Annotated in this window: 14 protein-coding genes; 6 read left to right on the top strand and 8 right to left on the bottom strand. The window is 72.1% G+C overall.

From position 1 onward, the window contains the following. The first annotated feature begins 216 nt into the window (after nucleotides 1–216). The 4 genes from FNH08_RS25935 (at nucleotide 217) to FNH08_RS25950 (ending at nucleotide 4,273) form a co-directional block, all read left to right on the top strand. Nucleotides 217–690, top strand: coding sequence for a VOC family protein (locus tag FNH08_RS25935; protein ID WP_228034348.1), 474 nt, complete (start codon nucleotides 217–219; stop codon nucleotides 688–690). 96 nt (nucleotides 691–786) lie between these two features. After that, complete coding sequence (locus FNH08_RS25940; protein ID WP_228034349.1) at nucleotides 787–1,791, top strand: thiamine pyrophosphate-dependent dehydrogenase E1 component subunit alpha; 1,005 nt, start codon at nucleotides 787–789, stop codon at nucleotides 1,789–1,791. A gap of 5 nt (nucleotides 1,792–1,796) precedes the next feature. Further along, on the top strand, nucleotides 1,797–2,822 hold the full coding sequence (locus tag FNH08_RS25945; protein ID WP_152773959.1) for an alpha-ketoacid dehydrogenase subunit beta: 1,026 nt from the start codon (nucleotides 1,797–1,799) through the stop codon (nucleotides 2,820–2,822). Continuing rightward, the gene (locus FNH08_RS25950) at nucleotides 2,819–4,273 is read left to right on the top strand and encodes a dihydrolipoamide acetyltransferase family protein (RefSeq protein WP_322725385.1); all 1,455 of its coding nucleotides are present in this window, start codon (nucleotides 2,819–2,821) and stop codon (nucleotides 4,271–4,273) included. The genes FNH08_RS25945 and FNH08_RS25950 overlap by 4 nt, the downstream gene beginning before the upstream one ends. A gap of 21 nt (nucleotides 4,274–4,294) precedes the next feature. Here FNH08_RS25950 and FNH08_RS25955 read toward each other — a convergent pair whose 3' ends face one another. Beyond that, nucleotides 4,295–4,900, bottom strand: a complete 606-nt coding sequence (locus FNH08_RS25955) for a TetR/AcrR family transcriptional regulator (protein WP_152773960.1) — start codon at nucleotides 4,898–4,900, stop codon at nucleotides 4,295–4,297. A 141-nt stretch (nucleotides 4,901–5,041) separates the two neighbouring features. On the opposite strand from FNH08_RS25955, the gene FNH08_RS25960 reads away from it, so the two are divergent. Next, nucleotides 5,042–5,707: a TetR/AcrR family transcriptional regulator gene (locus tag FNH08_RS25960; protein ID WP_152773961.1), complete on the top strand. Its 666-nt coding sequence runs from the start codon at nucleotides 5,042–5,044 to the stop codon at nucleotides 5,705–5,707. Nucleotides 5,708–5,713: 6 nt separating this feature from the next. Here FNH08_RS25960 and FNH08_RS25965 read toward each other — a convergent pair whose 3' ends face one another. The 7 genes from FNH08_RS25965 to FNH08_RS26000 form a co-directional block, all read right to left on the bottom strand. Continuing rightward, complete coding sequence (locus FNH08_RS25965; RefSeq protein ID WP_322725386.1) at nucleotides 5,714–6,391, bottom strand: SDR family NAD(P)-dependent oxidoreductase; 678 nt, start codon at nucleotides 6,389–6,391, stop codon at nucleotides 5,714–5,716. A gap of 44 nt (nucleotides 6,392–6,435) precedes the next feature. Beyond that, the gene (locus tag FNH08_RS25970) at nucleotides 6,436–7,590 is read right to left on the bottom strand and encodes a thiolase family protein (RefSeq protein ID WP_152773963.1); all 1,155 of its coding nucleotides are present in this window, start codon (nucleotides 7,588–7,590) and stop codon (nucleotides 6,436–6,438) included. After that, nucleotides 7,587–8,057 carry a Zn-ribbon domain-containing OB-fold protein gene (locus FNH08_RS25975; protein ID WP_152773964.1) on the bottom strand — a complete coding sequence of 157 codons (471 nt, stop codon included), beginning with the start codon at nucleotides 8,055–8,057 and terminating at the stop codon, nucleotides 7,587–7,589. Before FNH08_RS25975 ends, FNH08_RS25970 begins: the two co-directional genes overlap by 4 nt. 18 nt (nucleotides 8,058–8,075) lie before the next feature. Further along, nucleotides 8,076–9,194, bottom strand: a complete 1,119-nt coding sequence (locus FNH08_RS25980; RefSeq protein WP_152773965.1) for an acyl-CoA dehydrogenase family protein — start codon at nucleotides 9,192–9,194, stop codon at nucleotides 8,076–8,078. Then, nucleotides 9,191–11,848 carry a putative PEP-binding protein gene (locus FNH08_RS25985; RefSeq protein WP_322725387.1) on the bottom strand — a complete coding sequence of 886 codons (2,658 nt, stop codon included), beginning with the start codon at nucleotides 11,846–11,848 and terminating at the stop codon, nucleotides 9,191–9,193. Before FNH08_RS25985 ends, FNH08_RS25980 begins: the two co-directional genes overlap by 4 nt. Continuing rightward, on the bottom strand, nucleotides 11,845–12,477 hold the full coding sequence (locus tag FNH08_RS25995) for a hypothetical protein (protein WP_152773966.1): 633 nt from the start codon (nucleotides 12,475–12,477) through the stop codon (nucleotides 11,845–11,847). Before FNH08_RS25995 ends, FNH08_RS25985 begins: the two co-directional genes overlap by 4 nt. Before the next feature lie 94 nt (nucleotides 12,478–12,571). Continuing rightward, nucleotides 12,572–13,408 carry an enoyl-CoA hydratase/isomerase family protein gene (locus FNH08_RS26000; RefSeq protein WP_152773967.1) on the bottom strand — a complete coding sequence of 279 codons (837 nt, stop codon included), beginning with the start codon at nucleotides 13,406–13,408 and terminating at the stop codon, nucleotides 12,572–12,574. A gap of 119 nt (nucleotides 13,409–13,527) precedes the next feature. Between FNH08_RS26000 and FNH08_RS26005 the strand changes: the two genes are divergently transcribed. Beyond that, entirely contained in the window at nucleotides 13,528–14,745 is a 1,218-nt protein-coding gene (locus FNH08_RS26005) for an acyl-CoA dehydrogenase family protein (RefSeq protein WP_322725389.1), read from the top strand. Nucleotides 14,746–14,776: the final 31 nt, after the last annotated feature.

The following is a 14,776-nucleotide window of genomic DNA, read 5'->3' on the forward strand; positions in this document are numbered from 1 at the left end:
AGACCGGCGACCTGCGCTCGGCGCCTGTTTCCCGAATCTCCGGCGAGCTGGTCTGGACCACGATGTCCTCACAATCCTCCCAGCCGCGAGCCGGTGACCGGCTTCGGAACGCGACAGCTGGGTTGTGTCCGAAACGACAACAGGACTTAGTGTGGTCTGTCAATAGAAAGTGTCGAAGTTGCCGCTCGGTGCCCCGTGGGGGTGGGTGTGATGGTCATGACCCTGCCGTTCGAGGTAGGCGTGGTGGTGCGGGACCTGGAGCTGATGGAGCGCTTCTACTGCGACGTGCTCGGCTGTTGCGCCGAGCGTCGCTCGCGCATACCGGAGTCCATCGGGGGTCCGGCCGGGCTCGGCGGTGAGCTGGTGGTCGTCTGGCTGCGGGTGCCCTCCGGGGGGTGTGTCAAGTTGATCCTTCCCCGGTCGGCGCCGGTGTCGGCGCAGGCGGCGGGGTCGGCGGCGGCGTGCGCCCTGCCGGTCGGGCGTCCGGGGCTGTCGTATCTCACCTTCCATCTCGACGACATGGACTCAGTGGTGGCGGCACTGCCGGCCGCGGGCGCCCGGCCGCTGTCGGACCCGGTCGTCGTCCGGACGCGCGGCCGGCGGATCAGCTTCTGGGCGGATCCGGAGGGCAATGCCGTGGAGTTGGTGGACCCGCGGGCCGACAGCTCGGGCCCAGGGCATAGTAATTAGAGACTCTGTTCAGTAAGGTGCCCCCTGCTGGTTACTGTAGACCGGCACAAGTAAGTCCGATTGCTTGGCAACTTCCCTCGGGCGAAGGGGCGGACGATGGCTCAACGAGCGTCAACAGCGTCGAAGAAATCCGCGCAGGTCAGCACGCAGGTCATCAGGGACCTGCACGAGCGCATGGTCCGCATCCGGCTGTTCGAGACGGAGGCGGGAAAGCTCATGGAGGCGGGCAAGCTGCCCGGCTTCCTGCATCTCTATGTCGGCCAGGAAGCCGTGGCCGCCGGCGTGATGGCGGCCCTGCGCGACGACGACCAGATCACCTCCACCCACCGTGGCCACGGACACGCCGTCGCCAAGGGCGTCGGGTTCCGCGAGATGTACGCCGAGCTGTACGGCCGGGGCACCGGCGCCTGCCTCGGCCGCGGCGGAAGCATGCACATCAACGACCTCACCCGCGGCATGCTCGGAGCCAACGGCATCGTCGGCGCGGGCGTCCCGATCGCCGTGGGCGCCGCCTTCGCCGCCCGGTACAAGGGCGAGAACAGCGTCGCCGTGACCTTCTTCGGCGACGGCGCCACCAACATCGGCGCCTTCCACGAGGGCGCCAACATGGCCGCGATCCTCGGCCTGCCCGTGGTCTTCGTCTGCGAGAACAACGGCTACGCGGAGTTCACCCCGCAGTCCGGGCACATGCTCCTCACCGATGTCGCGGACCGGGCCGCCGCCTACGGCATGCCCAGCGAGATCGTCGACGGCATGGACGCGGTCGCCGTCCATCGCGCCGCGACCGAGGCCGTCGCACGGGCCCGCGCCGGCGAGGGCCCGATGATGATCGAGGCCAAGACCTACCGCTACTTCGACCACCAGGGCGTCAAGGGCCTGCGCCACCCCTACCGCTCGGACGAGGAGGTCGCCGAGTGGAAGACCCGCGACCCCATCGACCTGATCGAGGCCCGGGCTGTCGCCGACGGCACCGCGACCCGTGCGGAGCTGGACGAGGTATGGCAGCGCACGCGCGACGAGATCGCCGAGGCCGTCGCGTACGCCGAGGCGAGCCCGCTGCCCGACCCCGCCGACCTGCTGCTCAACGTCTACTCGGGATGACCGCCATGACCACCACCACCGAAGCAGCGGCCGGCCCCCCGGTCGCCGCCTCCCGCAAGCTGACCTACGTCAAGGCTTTCAACGAAGGTCTCGCGCAGGCCATGCGTGAGGACGAGAACGTCTTCGTCGCCGGCGAGGACGTGGCCGGATACGGCGGCGTGTTCCGCATGTTCGACAACCTGCTCGACGAGTTCGGCCCCCGCCGCATGATCGACACCCCGATCTCCGAAGCCGCCCTGGTCGGCCTCGGCGTGGGAGCAGCCGCCCGGGGGCTGCGCCCCGTCGTCGACCTGATGTTCATGGACTTCATCGGTGTCTGCCTCGACCAGATCGTCAACCAGGCGGCGAAGATGAAGTACATGTTCGGCGGTGGGCTGTCCGTGCCGCTCACCATCACCACCGCCTCCGGGGCGGGTCTCGGCGCCGCGGCCCAGCACAGCCAGAGCCTGGAGGCATGGCTGGCCCACGTGCCCGGCCTCAAGGTGGTGATGCCGTGCGACGCGTACACCGCCAAGGGCCTGACCGTGTCGGCCATCCGGGACGACAACCCGGTCGTCGTCATGCTCAACAAGGTCCTGCTCGGCAGCTCCGGCGAGGTGCCCGAGGAGATCTACGGCATCCCGCTGGGCCAGGCGCACATCGCGCGGCAGGGCTCCGACGTCACCGTGATCGCCCTTGGCCGCATGGTCGGAGAGGCCCTCGCGGCGGCCGACGAGCTCGCGGCCGAGGGCGTCGAGGTCGAGGTGATCGACCCCCGCACCGTGCAGCCGCTGGACACCGAGACGATGTTCGCCTCCGTCCGCCGCACCAACCGGGTGCTCGTGGTGCACGAGGCCGTCACCTTCGGCGGGCTCGGAGCGGAGATCGCCGCCCAGATCCAGGACGCCGCCTTCGACTACCTGGACGCGCCGGTCCTGCGCATCGGCGCCCCCTTCTCCCCAGTGCCCTTCTCTCCCGTCCTGGAGAAGGCGTACGTGCCCGATCGCGCCCGCATCGCCCAGGGTTGCCGGCGCCTCCTCGAAAGGTCGTGACCGACGTGGCGGTCGAGGTTCTGCTGCCGAAGATCGGCCTGACCATGCAGGAAGGCACGATCGACGAATGGCTGGTGCCCACCGGCGCGGCCGTCGCGGAGGGCGACGCACTGCTGCGGCTGGCCACCGACAAGGTCGACGTGGACGTCGAGGCGGAGGCCGGGGGACTGTTCCACCCGGTTGTCCCGGCGGGGGCCACTGTGCCGGCCGGGGCCCTCATCGGCTGGCTGCTGGCCGAGGGAGAGCAGCCACCGGAGGCGGAGGGCGCGCCGACGCCCACCGGGTCCGGGGCCGGCGCGGACACGGCAGCCGGGTCCGGTACCAGTGCGGGTACGGGCGCCATTCCTGCTGCCGGTGCGGGAGCCGTGGCTCCCCTCACCGGCACCGGCGCGGCCCCCGACGCCGGCGGTGCCGCCGCCGTGCCCTCCGTCAACGGCACCGGTGACCGGCTTCTGTCCTCGCCGAAAGCCCGGCGGGTCGCCGCGGCCGCCGACGTCGACCTCACCGCCGTACGCGGCACGGGGCCGGGCGGCCGGATCGTCTCGGAGGACGTGGAGGAGTTCCTCGCTGCCCTCCCCGGCGACCTCGTCGCACTGGTCCCGGCGGGCGGTACCCCTTCCTCGCCGCTGGTCCGCAAGCTGGCGAAGGAGCGGGGCATCGACCTCTCCGAGGTGAACGGCACCGGTCCGGGCGGCCGGATCCGACGGTCCGATCTCGACGCCGCCACTGCGGCGCCCATTCGCCGGAACGGCGCCCCTCAGCCCGGCGACGTCCTCCCGCTCACCGGGATGCGCGGCACCATCGCCCGCAGGATGCATGCCAGCCTCCAGGAGATGGCCCAGCTCACGCACGGCTACGAGGTGCGGATGGACGCCGTGGTGTCCCTGCGGGACCGGCTCAAGGAGGAGTGGGCCGACGGCGAACTGCCGGTGCCCAGCATCAACGACTTCCTGCTGAAGGCCGCGGCCCTGGCCCTGCGCGGGCACCCGCTGCTCAACGCGACGGTGCGGGAGGACGGCATCCATCTGCTCGACGACATCCACCTGGGCTTCGCGGTGGCCGTTCCAGGTGGCCTCATGGTCCCCGTGATCGAGGACGCGGCGACACTGCCGTTGCCCGAGATCGCCCGCCGGTCGAAATCCCTGGCCCAGGCCGCGCGCGAAGGGCGGATCTCCCCCGTACAGCTGGAAGGGGCCACCTTCACCGTCACCTCGCTCGGCGGATACGGGGTCGACTTCTTCACGCCCGTGATCAATCCCGGCAATGTCGCGATCCTCGGGGTGGGCAGGCTCAGGGACGGTGTCGAGTGGGTGGACGACCGGCCGTCGCGGACGAGGGTGCTCACCCTGAGCCTCACCTTCGACCACCGTGCCGTCGACGGGGCACCCGCAGCCGAATATCTGCGCACGGTCGGTGACTTGCTGCGCAAGCCCCTCCGCCTGCTGGTGTGATCCGAGGCTTGTTTCCGAGTCCTATGTGGCCGGGTCGGCGATCCGCTCCGCGAGATCGCCGACCTCGCGGACGAAGAAGCGGTGTCCCAGCGACCGGTAGACGTCGTCGCCCCGGACCTGAGAGATCGCCGCCGTCTCCAGCAGCGCCAGCAGACCCAGGCCGATCACCGCCGCCTCGGCGTCGGACACAGACTCGCGGGCCCTGCGGATCAGCCGCACCAGCTCGTTCAGCAACTCCGTACGGCTCTCCTGGCGCAGCGCCTCCGCTTCCTGGCTCATGCCGGCCGAGGACACGAAGAACACGGTGGCGGCAGACCGGTGTTCGCCCATCCAGGCCAGCAGCGTGGTGACCGCCGCTCCCAGGTCCGATCCGGGCTCATGGGCCTCCGTGAGCGCCTCCAACTGCTCGCGCAGCGAGGTGGCGAACGCCCGCATGGCTTCTCCCAGGACCTGGTCCTTGGAGGAGAAGTGGTAGTACACCGCTGCCGAGGTCATCTCCGCACGAGCGGCGATGTCGGCCACCGTCACCTCGTCCGGCGGCTGGGTGGCGAACAACTCCGTGGCCGCCTCGATCACCCACTGCCTGCGCGACGGGCGGTGAGCGGCGCGGGTTCCGGATGTCGTCATGGTGTCAAGTATGCCGTGGCCTCGGTGTTCCAGAGGCGTGCGAACAGCAGGAATTATGCCGCCCTTCGGTTGGAGTTACTGGATAAGATAGTCAGTACGCAGGGCTCAGGGACCCGGGGTTCACGGCAGTCGGCAGGGAGCATGATGGCCACCACGAAGAACGGCAAGCAGCCCGCCCACCGACCCTCGCGGCGGCAGCACATCATCACCGCCGCCGTGCGGGTGTTCGGCCGCAACGGGTTCGCGGAGACCAGCATCCAGGACATCGCGGACGAGGCCAAGGTGGTCCCCACGGCCGTCTACTACCACTTCGACGGCAAGGAAGAACTGCTCGAACTCGCCATGCGCCGGGTCTTCGACCAGCTGAACGCGGTCGTGGAGGCGGCCCGGCCGGAGTCCGAGCCAGGGGATGCGGAGGGCCTGGTCCGCGTCATCGACGCCGTATGGGAGTGGGTGGAGCAGAACCCGGACGAGGCCCGCCTCTACCAGGTCCAGGTCGCCTCCGCCAACGGCAGCGTCAAGGTGCTGCGGGACGAGTTCGAGCAGCGCCACATCCAGCGTGGCTACGACTATCTGCCCGAGGGCACCACGCGCAGCCCCCGGGCGGCGAAGGCACGGCACGCCGCACAGGCGCTCGCGGTCCGGACGCTGATCAGTACGACCATGCTCGTCACCGCGCTGCGGGCGGAGGGAGGACCGCTGTCCCAGCTGCCCTCCCGGTCCGTGCTGGAGGCGGTCAGGGCGCTGGCGCTGCGCATCGTCGCCGCCGAGCAGAAGCCGATGAAGCCGGCCCCGTCCCAGACCTGAGACGGTTCACCAGGGCAGTGGCACGCGGTCGGCGAACAGCCCGCCCGTCGTCGCGTCGCCCTCGGGAAGGGTCGCCAGCCAGACCGGGGTGTCCGCACCATCCTCCGGCCCGCGCGGGGCGGACGGACCGCCCATGCCGCTGCGGGTCCAGCCGGGGTCGGCGGCGTTGACCAGGACGCCCGTGCCGGCCAGCTCGGCCGCGAGCATACGGGTCAGGGCGTTGAGCGCCGTCTTGGAGATCCGGTAGGCGGGGTGTCGGCCGGAGTCCATCAGCGCCAGCGAACCGTACGAGCTGGTGACGTTCACGACCCGTCCGTAGCCGGTTTCCACCATGCCCGGGACGACGGCCTCCGCCATGAGCCAGGCGCCGGTGAGGTTCGTGTCCAGTGTCGCGCGCAGGATGCCCTCATCGACGTACGGGGGCCGCAGTTCCCCGTCCAGGGACACTCCCGCGTTGTTCACCAGGACGTCGATACGGCCGGTCAGCTCCAGTGCCTCCCGGACCGCTGTGCTGACGCTCGTCGCGGAGGTCACGTCCAGGGCCAGCGGCAGTGCCGCCGGGCCGATGGTGCGGCAGGCTTCCTCGGCGGCCGCCGGTTTTCGCGCCCCGATCAGGACCCGCAGCCCCTGGTCCGCGAGCTGTCGGCCGATCTCCAGGCCGATTCCGCGTGCCCCGCCGGTCACGAGTGCGGTTCTGTCACCGTGCTGCATGAGTTGCTCGCCGCCTCTCATATCGTCAGGACCGAGCAGGCGCTGATCCCCGGCGCCCCGTACACATGGGTGAAGCCCACCCGGGGAGCGCCCGGGACCTGCACACCGGGCGCCCGGCCCTGCAACTGCCGTACGACCTCGTGGAACTGACGCAGCCCGGAGGCGCCGACGGGCTCCCCGCCGGCCAGACAGCCGCCGTCGGTGTTGACCGGTATCCGGCCCGTGGGATCGGTGGCCCCGCCGGCCAGCAGCTCCTCCTGCTCGCCGTGGCCGCACAGCCCGGTCTCGGCCAGGTGGATCAGCTCCGAGCCGCTGTCGGTGTCCTGCAACTGGGCGACCTGTACGTCCGTGGGCCGCACCTCCGCCGTGCGGAAGGCCGCATCCGCCGCGTCGACGCTGGGGCTGTGGTGCGGTCCCGGCGGCAGCCAGGGCGAGAACACCTCGAACGAACCGAACCGCCGGGTCCGGAAGGCCAGCGACGCCAGCTTGACGGGGCGTTCGCACAGGTCGAACGCGCGGTCGCCGAGCGCGAGTACCAGGGCCGCCGCGCCCTGTCCGGGCGAACAGAACATGTACTGCGTGAGCGGGGGACTGACCTCGGCGGAGTCCAGGATCTCCCGCTCCGTCAGCGGTTTGCGTCGCCAGGCCAAGGGGTGGTGCGCGCCGTTGCGGAAGGCCCGCGCGGCCACCATCGCCAGCGCCCGCTCGGAGAGTCCGTGCTCGTAGAGGTACCGCTGGGTCTTCAGCGCGAAGAACTGGGTCGTGAGCATCATGCCGGTCTCGGCGTACCAGTCGCCCAGACCGTAGCGGGCCGCGGAGACGTGGAACGCGCCCCGCTCGTGCTTGTCGAACCCCACCGCCAGTCCCAGGGTGGCCTCGCCCGCGCGCAGCGCGTTGGCCACCGCGAGCACCGTGGAGGCACCGGTCGCGCAGCCGTTCTGCACGTTGACGAACGGCACTCCGGTCAGGCCCAGACGGCCCACCAGTGTGTCGGGTTTGCCGGACACGTCGGAGCCGCCGGCCGCGTACCCGATGTCCTCCCAGGCGACGCCGGCGTCGGCCAGCGCCTCGCGTACCGCACGCTCGGCCATGTCCATTCCGGTGACGCTCTCGTCGCGGCCGAAGGGATGCATGCCGCATCCGACCACGTACACGTCGTCGGACCGGCTCATCGCTCCCCGTCCCGCTCCGGGTGGAACGCGAAGGTCACCACCTCGGTTCCGTCCTCGTCCCAATACGCCGGCACCGTCGTGAGCCGGACCGGCAGACCGATCCGGATGTCCGCGCGCGGTACCGCCAGCAGCGCCTCCACCAGCACCTCACCGAGGTCCACATAGCCCACGAGGTACGGCTGATGGCCACCGGTCGGCGGCCGGTACGGGGGTTTCGGCGGGAACGCCTGCAGCGTCCACGACCACACGCGCCCGCTCACCGGCAGTACCCGCGTGGACATCGCCCCGTCCGCACACCTGGGGCACGAGTCCTGCCGGGGGAAGACGACGGTGCCGCACCCGGAGCAGCGGGCGCCCGCGAGCCGCGGCGCGTGCCCGTCGTCGAACGCCCGGTTCTCGACGTTCTCGATGTCCTCTACGTCTTCTACGTCCTCGAACAACGACTCGTCGATGAGCCTGGTGGTCATGTCGTCCCGCCTTCCACGTCACCAGCCCAGCAGTCCGGCCAGCCGTTCCCGATGGTGTGCGGCGCCGCCCAGCAGGACCGCGTCGGACTGGGCGCGCCGGAAGTACAGGTGTGCGTCGTGCTCCCACGTGAAGCCCATCCCGCCGTGGAACTGCACGCACTCGGCGGCCACGGAGACGAACGCCTCGCAGCACCACGCCTGTGCCACCGCCGCCGCCTCGGCCAGCGCCTGAGGCGAGCCGTCCGCCCGGACCGCGCGCACCACGGCCGACCGTGCGGCCTCGACCTGGAGCAGCATGTCGGCGCAGGCGTGCTTGACCGCCTGGAAGCCGCCGATCGCCCTGCCGAACTGGGTACGGTCGCGCACATGGGCCACCGTCATGTCCAACGCGGCCTGCGCTCCGCCCAGTTGCTCGGCGGCCAGAGCCACCAGGGCCACGTCCAGGGCGCGGGAGACGACGTCCGCCCCTTCGCCGCCGGCGGTCAGTGCCCTGGCCCGGGCACCGCGGAAGGTGACCACCGCCTGGCCCCGGCTGAGGTCAAGGGTGGGCACCCGGCGCACCATGACCCCCGGTTCGCGGGGGTCGGCCAGGAAGAGGTCCACGCCGTCGGTCCCGGCCGCGGCCACCACCAGCGCCTCGGCGTCGGCGCCGTCGAGGACGAATGGCGCGGTGCCGTCCAGCAGCGGGACGCTGCCCTGCCAGGTGACGGCCACCGGCACGGCGTCGGCCCGCCACGTCCCGTCGGGCGCGGCCACCGCCAGGGCATGCACGGTGCCTTCGGCCAGGTCGGTCAGCGCCTTGTCGGCCGTACCGCAGCCGGCCAGCACCTGCCCGGCCAGCACGGTGGAGGACAGCAGCGGTACCGGCGCCAGCGTCCTGCCCAGTTCCTCGCAGACCATGGCGATCTCGGCGAGGCCGCCGATGCCTCCCGTCGACTCGGGCAGGCCGAGGGCCGCGAGGCCGACCTTCCGGCCGAGGGCGTCCCACAACCCGGCGTCGATGCCGGGGGCTTCCTCGGGCAGCCGGCGTACCGCGGCGGTGCCGCCGCCATCCGCGCACACCGACCGAACGGTCTCGCGCAGATCCTCCAACTCTGCCTCCGACAGGGCCGTGCCGTCGGCCACGGTGCTCGTCATCGTGTGCTCCCGCTCTCGTCGCGCCGCTCCCGCAGGGCACTGTGCGCGGCCGCCATCCGGGCCACCGGCACGCGGTGCGCGGAACAGGAGACGTAGTCGAGCCCGAGGTCGTCGCAGAAGGCGATCGACTCAGGGTCCCCGCCGTGCTCACCGCACACGCCCAGCTTGATCCCGGGCCGTACGCTCCGTGCGCGCTCGGCCGCCAGGTCGACCAGGGCGCCCACCCCGTGGGGGTCGAGCCGGGCGAACGGGCTGGCGGTCAGGAACCCGCGTTCCTGGTACGCGGTGAGCACTTGGCGCTCGACGTCGTCCCGGGAGAAACCATAGGTGAGCTGAGTGAGGTCGTTGGTGCCGAAGGAGAAGAACTCGGCGTGCTCGGCGAGTTCGCCGGCCAGCAGCGCGGCCCGCGGGGTCTCGATCATCGTGCCGAGCCGGTACGGGACCTCCACCCCGGTGCGGGCGGCGACCGCGGCGGCGGCATCGCGTACGTACGCGGCCGCGGCGGCCAGTTCCTCCGGCAGGCTGACGAGCGGGACCATCACCTCCAGATCCGGACGGACTCCGGTGGCGGCGACATCGGTCCAGGCGGTGAAGAGCGCCTCGGCCTGCGCCGGGTAGAGCCTCTCGTGCAGCAGCGCCAGCCGCACACCGCGCAGCCCGAGCATCGGGTTCGCCTCGCGTAGCGCGGCGGCCCGCTGCTCCTCGGCCGCGTCCAGGGCCTGTCCGGGGGCGGGCAGGAACTCGTGCAGCGGGGCGTCCAGCAGGCGCACGGTCACCGGCCGGTTCCCGACCGCGGCCAGCAGCGCGTGGAAGTCCTCGTGCTGGGCGTGCTCCAGCGCCAGCAGCGCCTCGTCGCGGGCGGTCGGGTCGGCGGCCAGGAGTACCCGGCGGATCAGCGGCAGCCGCTCGCCGAGGAACTGGTGTTCCGTACGGCACAGCCCGACACCCTCCGCGCCCAGGGCGAGGGCGGTGTCCACCTCGGCGGCCGTGTCGGCGTTGACTCGCACGCCCAGTCGGCGCATGCCGTCCGCCCACTGCAGCAGGGTGGACAGTTCGGGGGGCGGGCCGGCGACGCTGACGCTCAGCGTTCCCGCGTAGACGGCCCCCGTACGGCCGTCCAGCGAGACCGCGTCGCCCTCGCGCACCACCCGTTCCCCGAAGCGGACCGTCCCGGCTGCCTGGTCCACGCGCAGCCCCTCGGCGCCGCACACCGCGGGCTTGCCCGCGCCGCGCGCCACCACGGCGGCATGCGAGGCGACACCGCCACTGCCGGTCAGTACGGCGGCGGAGGCCAGCATCCCGGGAACGTCCGCCGGGGTCGTCTCGGCGGCCACGAGTACGACCCGAGTCCCGTCCGCGGCCAGTTCGAGGGCACGCTCACTGGACAGCACGACCGCGCCGGTCGCCGCCCCCGGGGACGCGGGCAGCCCTCTCGTCAGGAACTCCTCCCCGCCGGTCAGCCGCAGTTGGGGGTGCAGCAGTTCCTGCACCTGCGCGGGCGTGACCCGCCGTACGGCCTCCTCGCGGCCGAGCGCCCCCTCCTGGGCCAGGTCCGCGGCCAGACAGACCGACGCCCGTAGCGGCGGGCGGACCTGTGCCGAGGCGGCGAGCAGGGAGATCTCGTCGTCGCGTACCTCGAAGTCGACCGAAACCGGCGCGCGCAGATGGCGCTCCAGGGTGACCAGGGAGTGCTCCAGCAGCGCGGTGCCGCCCGCGAGCCGGTCCAGCGGTTCACCGGTGTGCGGCGGCGGGGCGCTGCGGCGCACACCCCGGAAGAAGGTGCCCCGGGGGGAGAGGCGCCCGGTCTCGGGATCGCGGCTGACCGCCGTGCCGTAGCCCGAGTGGTCCGCCGGGCCGATGCGCAGGGCCTGCACGTGAAGGGCGACGGCCAGATCGGCGGGAAGCCGCTGGGCCCGGCGGGACCTTCTCGCACGCGGCGCGTCCCACCGGCCGAGGAGGGCACGGGCAGCCAGCGCGAGCTGCTGCGCCGGGTCGTCGGGGAAGGGCCGGGAGCCGTGCTCCGCCACCAGGGAGAGCAGCACCTCCACCCGTGCCCGCGGCCCGGGCGTGTCCAGGAGGGCGTCGTCGAGCACCGCACCGGGCACGTCGAGGGCGTACTCGGCGATCATGCGCACGGTGGCGGCCCACACCTCGTACAGCGCGTCTTCACGCCCGATGACGGCGCACAGGTCGTCGGCACGGGCGGGGGAGACGCCGAGACAGGCCAGGTCTGGCGGCAGTCCGGCGATGTCGGTCGGCGCGCTCGCCGACAGGCGCAGCAGCAGCGGCCGGGCCCTGTCCCCTATGCGCCGCCCCGACAACTGCTCGACCAGGGCCACGGCGGCTTCGGCGGTGTCGGGCTCGCACAGCGACGCGGCGGCGCCGGCTGGCACGGTGAGCCCCGGCACGACCGGCAGCCCGAGGGCCACCAGCCGGTCCATCGCCGCGCCGTGCGCGCCCAACTCGTCGGCGCCGAGGCCGCGGATCCGTCCCTGCCCGTAGGGCACCAGGATCCTGCCGGAGGTCGCGGAGGTCGCGGAGGTCGTGGAGGTCGTGGAGGTCCCGGAGGCTTCGGAGACTTCGGAGGTGCCGGAGGGCGCGAGGGGCGCCCCGGCCTGTGCGAGCGGACCCGCCTCGCGGTCGGTGACGCTCACCCCCGGCTCCTGGCGACCAGTTCCTCTTCACGGGCCTCGTCCTCGGCCCGGCTGATTCCCAGTACGAGCAGCAGCTCCTGGTGCAGCCGCATCCACACGGTGTGGTAGGAGTCGCACAGCGGCGAGGCCAGCCACTCCGGCTCGCCGTCGTCGAAGCGGTCGAGGGCGTCCTCCAGGGCCGTCAGGTACTGTCCGCTGCCCGCGAGCACCTGGCCCAGCCGGCGCAGCACGGGCTGGATGGCCTCGTGCACGTCTTCCAGTGACTCGCGCACCCCGGCGTCGTAGACGTCGTCGGAGTGGTCGTTGGCCGTGCCGTCGGGGCGGCACTGCCATGCCGTGCAGACGTCGCGGATCTTCCGGTTGACCGGCAGGAACGCCTCGTACGCCGCGGTGATCCGCTTCTCCTGCTCGGAGCCCGCGGGAACCCGCAGGATCTGCGCGGCGGCGGTCTTGGCGCGCTCGGTCGGCAGCACCACCGGCCCCTTCACCATCGCCAGCCCGGCGTCCACCAGCGGACGGTGCTCGGACTCCGCCCGGCCGCGCCACATACCACGCAGAACGAGGTCGACGACGGCTTCGGTGAGAGGCTCGTCGGATGCGTTCGGAAGGCCCACGGCAGCAGATTGCATCGCCACACCTTTTCCCCGGTTCTGTGGTGACCGGTCCTTCGATTCTGTGTTGCCCGGAGGTTACGCCCCGCCGGGCAGGTTAGTGAAGAGGGACTCAAGAAACACTTTCCGGGTCACTGACCTCGGCCCGGTTGTTGCCCACCTTCGGGCGGCTGCCCGCGGCGAGGAACGTCATCATGCGGTCCTGTGCCTCCCGGCCGTCCGCCAGAGCGGAGATCAGCCGCGCCTCTTCTGCGAGGTGACGGCGCAGCTCGTCACCGGCGGCGGCGCGCAGCAGACCCTTCGCTGCGTACAGCGCGTCACCGGCGCCGGCGGCCAGGTCGGCCGCGGTCCGATACGCCACGTCGTCCAGTTCCCCATCGTCCACCGACCGCGAGACCAGGCCCCACCGTTCGGCATCGTCGCCGGTCAGGACCCGATTGGTCAGGATCAGGTCCGCCGCTCTGCGCGGGCCCACCAGGCGCGGCAGGAACCATGACGCCCCGCAGTCCGGCGTGAGCCCGATGGCGGTGTACGCCAGCCGGAACCGCGCGGACCGGGCCGCCATGACGATGTCGCCCACGAGGGCGAGACCGATCCCGCCGCCTGCGGCCGCGCCGCGTACGGCGGTCACCAACGGCACCCGGAGTTCGTGCAGAGTGAGTATCGCGGTGTGCGCGGCGCTCGCCACGGCGTGTACGTAGGCGCCGGTCTCCGCGCCGCGACCGGCGAATGCACGCAGGTCACCCCCCACGCAGAAGCTGCCGCCCGCCGCCCGCAGCAGGACCGCGGCGCCCGGGTCCGCGGCCACCTCCAAGGCGCTGTCCCGCAGTGCCTCGGCCGTCCTCAGATCCAGGGCGTTGCCCCGCCCCGGATCGTCCAGTCTCAGCTCGACGACCCGGTCCGGGTGGCGGACGATCCGGACCGGTCCGTTGCTCACGGGGAGGCTCATGGGTGCTTCTCCTGTCGTCTTCCCGTCGCCGGGACTTCCCAGCAAGATACTGAAGAGGCTATACAGTTTCTAGGACGCGCCGGGCGCCGATGCCCGTACGCCCGTCGGCGGGAGGTCTCGTGCCCATCCAGTTCGATGTCGATCCCACTGTTGCCCGACTCGCCACCTCCACCGCCGAGTTCGTGCGCGAGGTGGTCATCCCGGTCGAGCGCGAATGCGGAGGGTCCGTGCACGACGCCCCCGAGGCGCTGCGGGAAACCCTGCAGAAGGCGGCCCGTGAGGCGGGTGTGTTCGCTCCGCATGTGCCGACGCGGTGGGGCGGCCACGGGCTCGACCTGCGCGGGCAGGCGGTGGTGTTCGAGGCGGCGGGCTACTCGCTGCTCGGACCGCTGGCGCTGAACTGCGCGGCCCCGGACGAGGGCAACATGCACCTCCTGGAGAAGGTGGCCACCGAGGAGCAGAAGCAGAGGTATCTGCGTCCGCTCGCGGCGGGCGGGACACGGTCCTGCTTCGCCATGACCGAGCCGGCTCCGGGAGCGGGTGCCGATCCCCGCTCCCTGCGGACCACCGCGACCAGGGTTCCGGGCGGCTGGCGCCTCGACGGGCGCAAGTGGTTCATCACCGGTGCCGATGGAGCCGGCTTCACCATCGTCATGGCCCGGACCTCCGGCAGCCCCGGTGACCCGGGCGGCGCCACCATGTTCCTGGTCGACGCCGGCACCCCCGGCATGCGCGTCGTCCGGACGATCGAGACGCTGGACGAGTCGCTCTTCGCCGGGCACAGCGAGATCCTCTTCGAGGATTGCGTCGTCGGGGAGGAGCAGGTGCTCGGCGCGGTGGACCGCGGCTTCGAAGGCGCCCAGGTCCGGCTCGGTCCCGCCCGGATGACCCACTGCATGCGCTGGCTGGGAGCTGCCCGCCGCGCTCAGGACGTCGCGCTGGAACGGGCGGGGAGCCGTATGGCGTTCGGCTCGGCGCTGGGAGACCTCGGCATGGTCCAGCAGATGCTCGCGGACTCCGAGATCGACATCGAGGCGAGTCGCGCCCTGATCCTGCGTACCGCCTGGGAGCTGGACACCGGCTCCGCCGCCGCCTCGCAGCTCACCTCGGTCTCCAAGACCTTCGTGGCGGAGGCGGTGAACCGGGTGGTCGACCGGGCGGTTCAGATCTGCGGAGCGCTCGGCATCTCGGCCGCCGACGCCCCACTGGCCCGCCTCTTCAGGGAGGTGCGGCCGTTCAGGATCTACGACGGCCCGTCGGAGACGCACCGTTTCGCCATAGCGCGGCGCGCGGTGCGACCCTATCGACAGCCGTGCCCGGGTGCCGCCGACGGCTGATCCCGGCCTCGACGCGGGAGGCGTTCCGGGC

It is taken from the genome of Streptomyces spongiae, from assembly GCF_009377185.1.
Taxonomy (GTDB): Bacteria; Actinomycetota; Actinomycetes; order Streptomycetales; family Streptomycetaceae; genus Streptomyces; species Streptomyces spongiae.